The sequence below is a fragment of the Xanthomonas vasicola genome, assembly GCF_000772705.2.
In the GTDB taxonomy this organism is placed as follows: Bacteria; Pseudomonadota; Gammaproteobacteria; order Xanthomonadales; family Xanthomonadaceae; genus Xanthomonas; species Xanthomonas vasicola.
Genome location: NZ_JSBW02000048.1, coordinates 145,443 through 158,310, shown reverse-complemented (window position 1 = coordinate 158,310; position 12,868 = coordinate 145,443). Strand labels below are relative to the sequence as shown.

10 protein-coding genes, 1 other RNA gene and 2 pseudogenes are annotated in these 12,868 nt (G+C 64.0%); 6 read left to right on the top strand and 7 right to left on the bottom strand.

Translation table 11 applies throughout. The annotated features are described in order from the left end of the window. Window positions 1-338: 338 nt before the first annotated feature. Window positions 339-1,070: pseudogene (locus NX05_RS22675) on the top strand (IS5 family transposase); the annotation flags it as partial. A 191-nt stretch (window positions 1,071-1,261) separates the two neighbouring features. Here NX05_RS22675 and NX05_RS13705 read toward each other — a convergent pair. The 4 genes from NX05_RS13705 to NX05_RS13690 all read right to left on the bottom strand — a co-directional run bounded on the left by NX05_RS13705 (window position 1,262) and on the right by NX05_RS13690 (window position 6,555). Beyond that, window positions 1,262-4,096: a valine--tRNA ligase gene (locus tag NX05_RS13705; RefSeq protein ID WP_039436573.1), complete on the bottom strand. Its 2,835-nt coding sequence runs from the start codon at window positions 4,094-4,096 to the stop codon at window positions 1,262-1,264. A 206-nt stretch (window positions 4,097-4,302) separates the two neighbouring features. Further along, window positions 4,303-4,728, bottom strand: a complete 426-nt coding sequence (locus NX05_RS13700; protein WP_003490202.1) for a DNA polymerase III subunit chi — start codon at window positions 4,726-4,728, stop codon at window positions 4,303-4,305. A gap of 163 nt (window positions 4,729-4,891) precedes the next feature. Then, window positions 4,892-5,038, bottom strand: coding sequence for a hypothetical protein (locus tag NX05_RS24945; RefSeq protein ID WP_236611290.1), 147 nt, complete (start codon window positions 5,036-5,038; stop codon window positions 4,892-4,894). Between the two features lie 44 nt (window positions 5,039-5,082). Further along, window positions 5,083-6,555: a leucyl aminopeptidase gene (locus tag NX05_RS13690; RefSeq protein ID WP_039436575.1), complete on the bottom strand. Its 1,473-nt coding sequence runs from the start codon at window positions 6,553-6,555 to the stop codon at window positions 5,083-5,085. A 107-nt stretch (window positions 6,556-6,662) separates the two neighbouring features. On the opposite strand from NX05_RS13690, the gene lptF reads away from it, so the two are divergent. The 3 genes and pseudogenes from lptF to NX05_RS25255 all read left to right on the top strand — a co-directional run bounded on the left by lptF (window position 6,663) and on the right by NX05_RS25255 (window position 9,156). Continuing rightward, window positions 6,663-7,745 (top strand): LPS export ABC transporter permease LptF, encoded by a 1,083-nt coding sequence (lptF, locus tag NX05_RS13685; protein WP_039436577.1) that lies wholly within the window; start codon window positions 6,663-6,665, stop codon window positions 7,743-7,745. Continuing rightward, window positions 7,694-8,848, top strand: a complete 1,155-nt coding sequence (lptG, locus tag NX05_RS13680; protein WP_170962550.1) for an LPS export ABC transporter permease LptG — start codon at window positions 7,694-7,696, stop codon at window positions 8,846-8,848. The genes lptF and lptG overlap by 52 nt, the downstream gene beginning before the upstream one ends. 4 nt (window positions 8,849-8,852) lie before the next feature. After that, a pseudogene (locus tag NX05_RS25255) lies at window positions 8,853-9,156 on the top strand (hypothetical protein). Between the two features lie 112 nt (window positions 9,157-9,268). On the opposite strand, the gene NX05_RS13675 reads toward NX05_RS25255, so the two are convergent. Then, window positions 9,269-9,736 carry an RDD family protein gene (locus tag NX05_RS13675; protein WP_039436579.1) on the bottom strand — a complete coding sequence of 156 codons (468 nt, stop codon included), beginning with the start codon at window positions 9,734-9,736 and terminating at the stop codon, window positions 9,269-9,271. 432 nt (window positions 9,737-10,168) lie between these two features. Here NX05_RS13675 and xerD point away from each other — a divergent pair, with 432 nt between their 5' ends. Together xerD and NX05_RS13665 are read left to right on the top strand one after the other, a co-directional pair. Beyond that, the gene (gene xerD, locus NX05_RS13670; protein ID WP_039436918.1) at window positions 10,169-11,140 is read left to right on the top strand and encodes a site-specific tyrosine recombinase XerD; all 972 of its coding nucleotides are present in this window, start codon (window positions 10,169-10,171) and stop codon (window positions 11,138-11,140) included. Window positions 11,141-11,629: 489 nt separating this feature from the next. Then, entirely contained in the window at window positions 11,630-12,427 is a 798-nt protein-coding gene (locus NX05_RS13665) for a DsbC family protein (RefSeq protein ID WP_017122182.1), read from the top strand. Window positions 12,428-12,566: 139 nt separating this feature from the next. On the opposite strand, the gene NX05_RS22670 is transcribed toward NX05_RS13665, so the two are convergent. Both NX05_RS22670 and NX05_RS25175 read right to left on the bottom strand, forming a co-directional pair. Beyond that, window positions 12,567-12,643: non-coding RNA, sX9 sRNA (locus NX05_RS22670), on the bottom strand. A gap of 57 nt (window positions 12,644-12,700) precedes the next feature. Then, a complete protein-coding gene (locus NX05_RS25175) occupies window positions 12,701-12,826 on the bottom strand; it encodes a hypothetical protein (protein WP_257003512.1) in 126 nt (41 codons plus the stop codon). Between the last annotated feature and the right edge of the window lie 42 nt (window positions 12,827-12,868).

Sequence of the window (12,868 nt, the reverse complement as noted above, 5' to 3'; positions counted from 1 at the left end):
AACACCTCACGCCGCGTCCGCTTGCGCTTGCCGTTGTACTCCGCATCGCCGAAGGTCAGTTGCATCGTCGTTGTCCGTTGCGTCTGTGTGATTGTCGCAGGATCAAGGGGAGTTGTTCAGAGTTTCCTTAGAAGTAATTCCTTTCATTGCTAATTTCCTTTTGAGCTATTGATATAAGCGTACTGAACCGCATAAAGATAATGATGTGGCTTTTAACTTCATACAGTGATGGGATCCACATTTCCATGAATGCGAAAAAGCCATGCGCTATCCGTACCGTAAGCCCGCTTAAAAGATCTTCACGCAATGTGACGCTTCAAGAGCGCTCAGCGGCTTGGCCGACCTTACGGCGATTTGCCCAGCTCGGCGGGTTGGACGACATTCCCGACGAGACCACGATTCTCAACTTTCGGCGCCTGCTGGAGACCCATGGCCTTGCCGCGCGGATGCTGGAAGCGGTCAACGCGCATCTGGCGCGCAAGGGCCAGAGCCTACGGTCGGGCACGATCGTCGATGCGACGCTGATCGCCGCACCCAGTTCGACCAAGAACGCCGATCACGCGCGCGACCCTGAGATGCATCAGACCAGGAAGGGCAATCAGTGGTATTTCGGGATGAAGGCGCACATCGGCGTCGATGAGTTTTCCGGGCTGGTGCACCATGTGCTTTGCACAGCGGCCAATGTCGCCGATGTCACGGTGACGCACGCATTGCTGCATGGCAACGAAGACAGCGTGTTCGGCGACAGCGGCTATACCGGTGCAGACAAACGCGAAGAGCTGCAGGACTGCGAAGCTGCATTCTTCATCGCCGCCAGGCCCTCGACGATCCAAGCCATCGGCAGCAAGCGCGAGCGTGCCCGGGAACAACGTTGGGAACACTTCAAGGCCAGCGTGCGCGCGAAGGTGGAGCATCCATTCCGGGTGATCAAGCGCTAGTTCGGTTACACCACGGTCCGCTATCGCGGCTTGGCCAAGAACACCACACACGTGCTGACCTTGTTTGCGCTCTCCAATCTGTGGATGAAGCGAAAGCAGTTGCTGCCGGCTATGGGGAGCGTGCACCTGTAAACCGGGGAATTCCACGGGAAGCGCCAGAAATGGCGAAATTCCGAAGATCCAAACGCCCCTCTTCGGAACGATGCGACATCCCGCCATCCCAGGCCTCGTTGTTCAGACCTTCCCTAGGGACGGTGTCACGGCGTGTCCCGCGAGCGGCGAGGGCACCGCGCCCTCGACACGCTAGCAGCCGATCAACTGCCTCAGATCTTCGCGCGCTGCTCGCGCAAGCCGGTCAGTTGCGTGGTCCAGTCATTCAAGCGCGCACGCTCCTGCTCAACCACTGCTGCTGGTGCGTTCTGCACAAAGGTGGCGCTGCTGAGTTTGCTGTTGCACTTGCCGATCTCGCCTTCCACGCGTTTGATTTCCTTGTCGAGGCGAGTGCGTTCGGCATCCATGTCGACCAGGCCTTCCAGCGGCACCAGCAACGTGAGTTCTCCGACGATGGCGGCGGCCGACGGCGGTGTGTCCTGGCCTGCTTCAAGCCAATCGATGGTTTCCAGCTTGAGCAGGAACGACAGCTGCGAGGCGAAGCGGGCGACACGCGGGCGGTCGTCAGCGGTGCCGGCTTGCAGCAGCAGGCGCACCTGCTTGGAAGGCGGCACGTTCAACTCGCTGCGCACGCGGCGCAGTGCCGACACCATCGACTTGAGCCATTCGACATTGGCTTCGGCAGTGGCATAGCCACTGGTATCGACATCGCCAACCTGCGGGAAGCGCTGCAACGAAATCGTGGCGGTGGTGATACCCAGGCGCGGTGCGACCTGCTGCCACAACTCTTCGGTGACAAACGGGGTGAGCGGGTGCAACAGGCGCAGCAACGACTCCAGCACATACAGCAGGGTGTGGCGGGTGCTGGCGGCAGCGTCGGCATCCTGATTATTGAGCGCAGGCTTGGCCAGCTCCACGAACCAGTCGCAGAATGCATTCCAGGCAAATTCGTACAACGATTGCGCGAGCAGGTCGAAGCGGTAGTTGGCGTAATGCGCGTGGGTTTCTGCGGTGACCTTGTCCAGGCGCGCCAGAATCCACTTCTCTGTTTCGGTGCGCGGCTGCGGCACGCCGGTAAAGCGCGCGCCTTCGGTATTCATCAGCACAAAGCGCGTGGCGTTCCACAGCTTGTTGCAGAAGTTCTTGTAGCCCTCGGCGCGGCCCAGATCGAACTTGATGTCGCGGCCATGCGTGGCGAGTGCGGCGATGGTGAAGCGCAGCGCGTCTGCACCGTGGGCGATGATGCCGTCCGGGAATTCCTTGCGCGTGGCTTTTTCGATCTTCTCGGCCATGCGCGGCTGCATCAAGCTATTGGTGCGCTTTGCGACCAAGGCTTCAATGCTGATGCCGTCGATGATGTCTAACGGGTCGAGCACGTTGCCCTTGGACTTGGACATCTTCTGGCCCTGCGCATCGCGGATCAGGCCGGTGATGTAGACGTCGCGGAACGGCACTTGGCCGGTGAAGCTGTCGGTGGCCATGATCATGCGCGCCACCCAGAAGAAGATGATGTCGAAACCGGTGACCAGCACCGACGACGGCAGATAGCGCTCGAAACCGCGCTCGGCCATCGCTTGCGCATCCGGCCAGCCCAGTGTGGAGAATGGCCACAGCTGCGAGGAAAACCAGGTTTCCAGCACGTCGCTGTCTTGATGCAACGCCACCTGGGCAGCCAAGCCATGCTTGGCGCGCACCTCGGCTTCGTCGTGGCCAACGTAGCAACGCCCGGCATCGTCGAACCACGCCGGAATGCGATGGCCCCACCACAGCTGACGGCTGATGCACCAATCCTGGATGTTTTCCATCCAGTGGCGATAGGTATTGATCCAATTCGGCGGCACGAATTTGATCTGGCCGCTCTCGACCAGTTCCAGCCCGCGCTTGGCCAGCGCATCCATCTTCACGAACCACTGGTCGGTAAGGTAAGGCTCGATCACCTGGCCGGTGCGATCGCCGCGCGGCACCTGCAGTTTGTGTGGTTTGGTTTCCACCAAGATGCCCAAGTCTTCCAGCTCGGACAGCACCAGCTTGCGCGCGTCGTAACGATCCAGGCCGCGGTAGCGCTCCGGTGCGTTGTCGTTGATGGTGGCAGTGACGGTGAACAAGTTGATCAACGGCAAGTCATGCCGCACACCCACCTGGTAATCGTTGAAATCGTGCGCAGGCGTGACCTTGACTACGCCGGTGCCGAAGGCGCGGTCGACATAATCGTCGGTGATCACCGGCACGTGCCGGCCGGTCAGCGGCAGCACGATGCGGGCGTTATGCAGCGTGAGATAACGCGCATCTTCCGGGTGCACCATCACGGCGGTGTCGCCCAGCATGGTTTCCGGGCGCGTGGTGGCCACCACCAGATAATCGCGGGTCTCGCGCAGCGTCTCGTTGCCTTCGGCGTCGTGCTCGACGTGTTCGTAGTTGACGCCATCGGCCAGTGGGTAGCGAATCGACCACAGAAAGCCGTCTTCTTCGACGTTTTCCACTTCCAGATCGGAGATCGCGGTCTTCAGCACCGGGTCCCAGTTGACCAGGCGTTGGCCGCGGTAAATCAGGCCTTGCTCGTACCAGCGCACGAACGCTTCGTTGACCGCGGCCGACGGCTGCGGGTCCATGGTGAAGGTGCTGCGCGACCAATCGCTGGAAGTGCCCAGCCGGCGCATCTGGCGTTCGATGGTGTCGCCGGATTCGGCCTTCCATTCCCACACCTTGGCGATGAAGCCCTCGCGCCCCAGCGAATCGCGCGTGTGTCCCTTGCCTTCCAGCGCCAGATTGCGCGACACCACCATCTCGGTGGCGATGCCGGCATGGTCGGTGCCCACCTGCCACAAGGTGTCGTACCCGCGCATGCGGTGATAGCGCACCAACGCATCCATCAGCGTCTGCTGAAACGCATGGCCCATGTGCAGCGTGCCGGTGACATTGGGTGGCGGTAGCAGCACGGTGTACGTCTCACCCTTGCCGGACGGTACGAAATAACCGGCCGCCTCCCACTGCGCATACAGGCGCGATTCGAAGGAAGAGGGGTCGTAGCTGGAGGCGAGGGTGGTCATATAAGGGTGGGATTCGTTATTCGTTATTCGGGATTTGTTGCGTCATGGGGCCTGTGGCGATCACTGGCAACCCACGCATCAATGGCAGCGATGTTGCTGTGGAACGGAGGGTGGCGATGTCGGATTCTTCGCTGGCTGCAGCCTGTGGATGCGCGCAAACCTGCTGTGACGAATCCCCAATCCCAACTCCCCAATCCAGGCCGCACTCACATGTCGTACTTGGTCAGTTCCAGGCCCAGAGCCTTGTACTGTTTCCAGCGTTCGCGCAGCGGTTCGCGGGCGGCGGGGTCGGCCGGTACCACTTCGAGCACGCGGTCGCAAGCGCCCAGATATGGGTCGTCGCGCAGGTTGATCACCAGCGGGCGCGAGGGGGCGGCGAACTCGGGGGCGGCGATCAGCACCGGCGCCAGTTCGTCTTCCTCATCGGTGCCGGCGATCTGGTGCGGCACGTAGGCTTCGTCGTCGAACGCCCACAGCAGGTCGTCCAGCGCCTCGGCCTGCTCCGCGTCGCGGGCCAGGATCAGCGTAGACAGGTTGGCGTCGTTGGCCTTGCGCGCCAGCTCGCAGACCAGCCGCAGCGGTTCGTTGAGGAAGCGCGGCTTGGCGATCAGGTAGAAGTCGGCACGGGGCATCAGGCGGTCACAAAGCGAGAGGAGAGCAAGAATTCGGTGGGGACGCCGGCGGCTGCGAACAGGCCAGCACAGCCGAGTATGGCTAACAGCGGGCCGCCGAATGCACGCAGGCGGCGCCTGGGCGGGCCCGAACGGTACAGATACACCGGCAGGAACAATGCGGCTAACGCCACGATGCCGATATTATCCAGGCCGGCCGGCGGCTGTTGGCCGCCAGCCACACAAACAACAGCCGCAGCTGCACGACGATCCAGAGCAGGTCGATGCCCGGGCTGGTCCAGCCCGGCACCGCGCTGGCTGCTCCGTTCACGACGGAGAAGCCGGCAATCGGCCCCGGTGCCGCGTGTGGCGACATCAGACGGCGCGGTCCAGCAACCACTGCGTCAGCAGGCCGACCGGGCGACCGGTGGCCATGCCGCGCTTGCCTTCTTCGCTGGCCACGCCGGCGATGTCCAGATGCGCCCAGCGCTGGTTTTCGGTGAAGCGCGACAGGAAGCAGCCGGCAGTAATGGCGCCACCCCAGCGGCCGCCGATGTTGTAGACGTCGGCGAAGGTGGAATCCAGCAGGCCCTGGTATTCGTCCCACAGCGGCAGACGCCAGGCGCGGTCGAACACGTGCTCGCCGGCGCTGAGCAGCTCGTTGGCCAGATCGTCGTGCTTGCTCATCAGGCCGGCGGTCTGGTGACCCAACGCCACCATGCAGGCACCGGTCAGCGTGGCCACGTCCACCAGCGCTTCGGGGTTGAAGCGTTCTGCGTAGGTCAGCGCATCGCACAGGATCAGGCGGCCTTCGGCGTCGGTATTCCCGACCTCGATGGTCTTGCCCGACATGCTGGTGATCACGTCCGAGGGGCGATAGGCATTGCCGTCGATGGCGTTTTCCACCGCCGGCACCACCACCACCAGGTTGATCGGCAGCTCGGCCTTGACCGTGGCCACGAAAGTGCCGATGACGTTGGCGCCACCGCACATGTCGTACTTCATTTCCTCGATGCCGCCTTGCGTCTTGAGGTTGACGCCGCCGGTATCGAAGGTGATGCCCTTGCCGACCAGCACGTACGGGCGCGCGTCGCCGCCGCCGTTCCACTTCAGCACGATCAGCCGTGGGCGGTTGGCCGAGCCGCGTGCCACCGAGAGCAGCGAGCCCATGCCCAGCGCTTCCATCTGCGCCTCGTCCAGGATTTCGGCTTCGGCGCCCTGGAACTTGCCGGCAAAGGCGGCGGCGGTGTCGGCCAGGTAGGCCGGGGTGCAGTAGTTCGGCGGCAGGTTGCCCAGCTCGCGGGCGAACTCCACGCCTTCGGCGGTGGCCACGCCCACGGCGAGTGCGCGGGCGTCGTCGCAAGCGATTGCCAGGGTGGTCAGACCGGTCTCGTCGATCTTCTTCTTGCCCAGCGTGGCGGTGTAGCGGTAGGCCGCATGGTCGCTGACGGTGATCGCCTGGCGGATGTTCCAGGCGGTATCGCGGGCCTTGACGGTGAGTTCGGTCAGGGTGAGCAGGGCGGTGCCGACCGCCCCGGTCTTCAGCGCGCGGGTCGCATCGCCGATGGCCTTGAGGTAGGGCGCCACGCCGAACTTGTTGGCTTCGCCCAGGCCGACCACCAGCACGCGCGGCGCGGTGATGCCGGGCAGGTCGTGCAGCAGGGTGGTGCTGCCGGTCTTGCCGGCCACGTCGCCGCGCGCCACCAAGGCCGTCAAACGGCCCTGGCTGGCGCTGTCCAGCGCCTGTGCCGCGGGCGAAAGGGTCTTGTCGGCGAACACGCCAACCACGATGCAGTCGACGGCAGCGCTTGCCGGCGCGTCTTGGTTCAGGGTGAATTGCAGGGCCATTGATCAGATTCCGTAGGCAAATCCGTACAATCGCGGGCTGTTTACGCCAACCGAACTAGGCTGGCGGCGCCGCGAACGAATCCGAGAGTTTAAAACAAGCCCACCCCATGCCGAAGCTCGATCGATACCTGCTTAGCGATTTCACCCAGAGCTTCCTGGCCACCTTGATCGTGCTGCTGGTCGTCAGCGTCGGCGGTGTGCTGGTCGACATCCTCGGCAATATCGCCGATGGCCGCATCCCGGCGCGCTTGCTGCTCTCGCAAGTGGGGCTGCAATTCGTGGCCTACCTGCCCATCATCTTGCCGCTGGCGCTGATGCTCGGCCTGCTATTGGCGCTGGCGCGGCTGTACCGCGATTCAGAAATGGCCGTCATTACTGCGATTGGTGTCGGCCCCAAGCGCATGTTGCGGCCGATGCTGATGCTGGTGGTGCCGGTGGTGGTGATCATCGGGCTGTGCTCGCTGTGGCTGGGCCCGTGGGCCAGCCGCACCGCCGAGGCGATGCTGGAAGATGCCAACCGCAGCGTGCTGATGGCTGGACTGGAATCGGGCCAGTTCACGCCATTGTCCGGCGGTGGCGTGGTGTACATGCAGACGATCTCTGCTGACGGCAAGGGCCTGGGCAAGGTCTTCATGCAGCGGCAGCAGAACGACCGCATCGATGTGGTCACCGCCGACCGCGGTGCCATGTTCTTTGAAGGCAAGACCGACCGTTACCTGCGCCTGGACGATGGCTACCGTACCGAGGGCCCGGCCGGCGGCGCGACCTTGGACTATCGCTTGATGAAGTTCGCCAGCAGCGACATCGCCTTGCCCGACCGTACCCGCGTGCACGATGCCAACGACCCGGAAGTGATGTGGACCACCCAGTTGCTGTCCGACGAGCGCCCCACCGCGCGTGCCCAACTGCATGAGCGCCTGGCGCCGCCATTGCTGGCACTGGCGTTTGCATTGCTGACCTTGCCGCTGTCGCGCAGCGCACCGCGGCAGCAGCGCTACGGCCGGATCATGCTGGCGTTCCTGGCCTACATGGTCGGCACCAATCTGATGATCGTCGGCACCCAGTGGATCGCTAACGGCAAGACCCCGGCGGCGCTGGGCCTGTGGTGGCTGACGCTGCCGCTGCTGGCAGTGGCGGTATGGGCGTATGCGCGCGATGGCCGCGTGCGTCGGCCGAGGGCGCGCGCATGAAGCTGACGCCGCGGGTCCATGATTGGTATGTCGGCCGGGTGGTGCTGTCCACCGTGCTGCTGACCTGGGCGGTGCTGCTGGGGCTGGACCTGGTCAACGCTTTCGCCAGCGAGGCCAAGAACATCGGCCAGGGCAGCTACACCTTCGGCCATGCGGTGGCTTACGTGGCCTATACCGTGCCGCGCCGGGCCTACACCCTGTTTCCCACTGCGGCGGTGATTGGCGCGCTGATGGGCCTGGGTCAGTTGGCCGCCACTTCCGAGCTGACGGCGCTGCGTGCGCTGGGCGTGTCGCGCAAACGCATGTCCGCCTCCGTCGTCGCAGCGATGGCGCTGCTGACTGCCAGCATGGTGATCAGTGGCGAAACCATCGGGCCGTGGGCGCAGGACCAGGCCGACACGCTCAAGGCCAGTGCGCGCTACAACAGCGATATGGCGTCTTCGCGCTATTCCGGCCTGTGGGCACGTGAGGGCAACACCTTCCTCAACGCCTTGAGTGGTGAAGAGAAGCTGCTCGACGGCGGCGGTACCGCCCTGGATCTGCACGATGTGCGGCTTTACCACCTCGACCCTAGCGGCAGGATGCAGCAGCTGACCTACGCGTCGATGGCCGAGCACCGCGACGGCCGTTGGACCTTGCGCCAGGTACGTCGCGATACCTTTCAGGAACGCTCGGTGCAGCGCGAAACCTTCCCCGAATTGCCGTGGCAATCGCAGCTGAATCCGGTAGCGCTGGCGGCCGGTCTGGCCAAACCGCGCAATCTGTCCGCGCATGATCTGGAGCAGAGTATCGAATACCGCCGCCGCAATGGATTGGACGCGCGCGATTACGAAGATCAGTACTGGAGCCGTTGGTTCTACCCGGTCAATGTGCTGGCGCTGTGCATGGCGGCAATTCCGTTCTCGTTCGGTTCGTTGCGGAGCGGCGGTTTGGGCAAGCGTCTGTTCCTGGGCATCCTGTTCGCGCTGGGCTTCTGGCTGCTGCAGTTGTTCTTCGGCCGCATGGCTGGCGCGCTCAAGCTCGATTACCGCATCGCTTATGCGCTACCGCCGATGGTGATGCTGGGTGTGTCGGCGTGGTTGTTCCGCAGGCGAAGTAGCTGACCGCATGCGGCGGGTGAGCATCGTGGGTGTCGTGCTCTGCCTGCTTTAGCTGGCTGGCGGTGACTGCTTTGTGCATGTGGGGAGCGCTCAGCGCTAAGGGCGATTCCAAGGGCCACATCGTTCTGCCGCAATTGCCATTGACGCTTCAGCTGGCCGCCCTGGATGTCCTAGCGCTGATGCTTGGTTAACCAACATGCCTTGGGCGACATGCTATGCGTTGCTGGTTCCGCCATTGCTAGCGGTCCTGCATGCGTTTGGGCATGCAGTTCAGTGGGTTAATTGCGCGCCCCTTCGCGGGCGCAAAATAAGCTGCAGCCTTGTTTGGTCGCCTACGCTAGTTTCGTCGCACTCAGGCGCAGCTCGTATGCATTGAGCATGCGGGGATGATCGATATTCAGGGAGGGCGTGCTGCTGACCTGATTACGTCAAGGGCCTGGCAGTTCGCTCCAACCGGGTCCCACTCGCACGGTCGTGCCAGGTCAGCCGGTCGCGATCCAGCCACGCCCACCAGAATCCCAGCCCGGCCAGCCCCAGCGACAAGGTGCCCACTGCGTAGCGAATCCACAGCGCACGCCATGAGGCCTGTGGATCGATCAGGCGCAGCCGCCACGGGCGCATGCCCAGCGTCTGTCCGCCGCGGCGCCAGCTCACGGTGGCGTAGACCCCGGCGGCGATCCAGCAGCACAGCCACAACAGCCATTGCCAGCTGCTGAAGGGTGCGATGTTTTCGCGTGCTGGGTGCCCGGCGAAGGTAAAGCCCAGCGTGAAGACGGTGGAGATCAGCATCGACAGCGCCAGCACTGGCCAGGCGTCGTAACACATCGCCAGCAACCGCCAGCCCACCAGAGCAGGGGCGCGTGCTATGCGGGGCGAAAAGAGCGAGGTCATGGCGCGAGCATAACGGTCGCCAAGCACGGTGCAACGCCGCGCTGCGGTAGCCACGCTCTGGGTGTTTGCTCGCGCTGACGCGTTCGCTGCGTCGGCTGGAGTCAATCGGCGCATGTCCACGCCCAGGGCTTCTTGTTGTGGCATCAATGCGGTGGGTGGACTGCTGCATTTCCGATGGACCATTCGCGTTTGCGTCTTGTCTGCCTGATCGCGGCCTCACGCGCACGCGTACTCTCTTCTGCTGCGCACGTCATGCGATGCACGCAAGAGGAAGCACGCAAAAAGCCCCTGCGTGCGGATGGCATGGCCTGGTCACAAATAACACTGGTGTGCAGCCCACTTGCCACAATGCAGCGCACCCAAGCCTGCCGCGTACCGGCGATTCGCAATGCGTTGTCTCGCAAAGCGCGCGCCACGTTCTATGCTGTGGCGATGTCTGCCAGCAGCCCCGCCGAACGCCGCCAACTTGCCCAGCAGCTACCGCCGCTGCAGGCGGCCGATGCCGGTGTGATCGAGCGTTTCCTCGACCGGTTTTGGGCCGAGCAAGGCGTGGCGCGGCAGACGCTGGAGAGCTATCGGCGCGATCTGGAAGGGCTGGCGCGCTGGCGCGCTGGCGCCGGTGGTGGCTTGCTCGGTATCGACCGCGCGGCACTGTTCGACTATTTACGCTGGCGTGCCAAGGCCAATTACTCTCCACGCAGCACGGCGCGGCTGCTGTCGACCTTGCGTGCGTTCTATGGGTTGTGTCTGCGCGATGGCATGCGCAGCGACGACCCGACAGCATTGATCGACCCGCCACAGTTGCCGCGCTCGCTGCCCAAGGCGTTGACCGAGAGCCAGATCGAGGCGCTGCTGGCCGCCCCCGAGGTGGATACCCCGGCGGGCCTGCGCGACCGCGCCATGCTGGAGCTGATGTACGCCGCGGGCCTGCGTGTGAGCGAGCTGGTCAACCTGCCGGCGGTTGGGGTGAATTTGCGTCAGGGCGTGTTGCGGGTGACCGGCAAGGGCAGCAAGGACCGGCTGGTGCCGCTGGGTGAGGAATCCCAGCACTGGCTGGAGCGTTATCTGCGCCAGGCGCGCCCGCTGCTGGCCGCGAACAGGCCGGTGGCGGCCGTGGACGGGCAGGTGCCGTTGTTCATCGACGCCGCCCGCCAACCGCTCAGCCGTCAGCAATTCTGGGCCTTGGTCAAACGCTACGCCGCGGTGGCCGGCATCGACCCGGCAACGGTCAGCCCGCATGGGTTGCGCCACAGCTTTGCCACCCATCTGCTCAACCACGGCGCCGACCTGCGCGCGCTGCAGATGCTGCTGGGCCACAGCTCATTGTCGACCACTCAAATCTATACGCTGGTGGCGCGCCAGCATCTGCAGAAGCTGCACGCTAGCCATCATCCGCGTGGTTAGTCCGCGCGCGTTTGACCAGCCGCGCGTGGGCGCACTGATGATGCGCTGAGGGCCGGGCGGGATACGTGCCCGGTCAATGAATGACCAACGGCAGCACGAACAACACATAATTTACGAACAACGCATGGCTGAGGTTGCAAGGCATCATCAGCCGCGCTCGGCCTCTGCGACGGTCTCGTTAGTCTGGCTGGCGTCGGCTGAGCGTGGCCTCCTCGCACCATGCATCACGCCAGTGGTCAGCGCCGAGCGGCGCGGGTGCACCTCAACGAGCCGGAGCGAGCGGGATTGGACGTTTGGGGGATTTCAGGACGCTCTGCGCTGCCAACGGACAGACCTGCCGCCATAGCCGCCATAACGCGCTCTACATTGGGTTTGTCCAATCGATGCAGCAGCTGACCGCTTGCCGTCGCAATCGACAGTCGCGGCTGCTGCCGGGCTTCATCTACGCTGTGCGAGAATCCGGGCACCTCATTCCACCTGGATGCGTGAATGTATCGTCTTGCCATCGCCGCGCTGCTGGGCGCGATCAGCCTTACCGCCTGCGCACAATCGTCGCAGCCTGCGGCAAGCACCGCCGGCGCCAAGCCCGCCACCGCGCCCGCCGCCGCCGGCAATGTGGACCAGCGCGTGAGCACGGCGCTCAAGGCGCTGGACCCGGATTTCAAACCCGACTACATCGGTGCCGCGCCGTTCCCCGGCTTCCGCGAAGTGGTCGTTGGCGGGCAGGTGCTGTACGTCAGCGATGACGGCCGGTATCTGATGCAGGCGCAGCCGTTCGACATCCAGAACAAGCAGTTCGCCGCCAGCCCGGGCCTGCTGGCCTACCGCCGCAAGCAGCTGGACACCGTGCCCAAGGCCGACCGTATTGTCTTTGCGCCGGCAAATCCGAAATACACCGTCACCGTCTTCACCGACGTGGAATGTGGCTACTGCCGCAAGCTGCATAGCGAAATCGGCGAGCTCAACAAGCAGGGCATCGCGGTGGAATACCTCGCGTTCCCGCGCATGGGCCTGGGCAGCCAGGACCACAAGGAAATGATTGCGGTGTGGTGCGCGGCCGATCGCAAGCAGGCGCTGACGGCCGCCAAGTCCGGCCAGCCGGTGGCGTCCAAGGACTGCAAGAACCCGGTGTCGATGGAATACACCCTGGGCCAGCGCCTGGGCGTCAACGGTACGCCGGCAATCTTCGCGCCCGACGGCACCCAGCTCGGTGGCTACCTGCCGCCAGCGCAGCTGCGTGAGGCGCTGGAAAAGCGCGCTGTCACCACGGCCGGCGGCAGCCGCTGATCCACGGCAAAGCGGCGGTGTGATGCCGCTTGGCGGGTCACCTCGGTGGCTGGCGTGATCGAACGGAAGGCTGGAATGCAGATGCATTCCGGCCTTCCGCGTTTTTGCGGCAAGTTGGTGGGCCCGGGGTGCTGAAAGCGGCGATCAAAATGTGGCGAGCAGTTGTCAGGTCGGCGTGGACGGTGCGCAGGAACCCGAGTGTGTGGAGTGGTACATGCCGGTCACCGAGCACCAGCCGTGCTCCTGGTGGCTGCGTAGTGGTTTTATTAGCTGCTATAAGCCGCCAACCAGACCCACCAGATCCACCAGATCCACCAGATCCACCAGGCCAACCAGGCAGACCAGGCAGACCAGGCAGACCAGCCACAGCAGCGACAGCAGCGACAGCAGCCACAGCATCCAGCACGTAGGCAGACAGGCCAGCGGGTCAGCCAGCCATCG

Bases quoted from the DNA above. Each gene is read 5' to 3' on its own strand.
- NX05_RS13690 (WP_039436575.1), bottom strand. From the start codon at position 6,555: ATGGCCCTGCAATTCACCCTGAACCAAGACGCGCCGGCAAGCGCTGCC.
- lptF (WP_039436577.1), top strand. From the start codon at position 6,663: ATGCCGAAGCTCGATCGATACCTGCTTAGCGATTTCACCCAGAGCTTC.
- NX05_RS25175 (WP_257003512.1), bottom strand. From the start codon at position 12,826: ATGCTGTGGCTGCTGTCGCTGCTGTCGCTGCTGTGGCTGGTCTGCCTG.
- NX05_RS13700 (WP_003490202.1), bottom strand. From the start codon at position 4,728: ATGCCCCGTGCCGACTTCTACCTGATCGCCAAGCCGCGCTTCCTCAAC.
- NX05_RS13705 (WP_039436573.1), bottom strand. From the start codon at position 4,096: ATGACCACCCTCGCCTCCAGCTACGACCCCTCTTCCTTCGAATCGCGC.
- xerD (WP_039436918.1), top strand. From the start codon at position 10,169: ATGTCTGCCAGCAGCCCCGCCGAACGCCGCCAACTTGCCCAGCAGCTA.
- NX05_RS13675 (WP_039436579.1), bottom strand. From the start codon at position 9,736: ATGACCTCGCTCTTTTCGCCCCGCATAGCACGCGCCCCTGCTCTGGTG.
- lptG (WP_170962550.1), top strand. From the start codon at position 7,694: ATGGGCGTATGCGCGCGATGGCCGCGTGCGTCGGCCGAGGGCGCGCGC.
- NX05_RS13665 (WP_017122182.1), top strand. From the start codon at position 11,630: ATGTATCGTCTTGCCATCGCCGCGCTGCTGGGCGCGATCAGCCTTACC.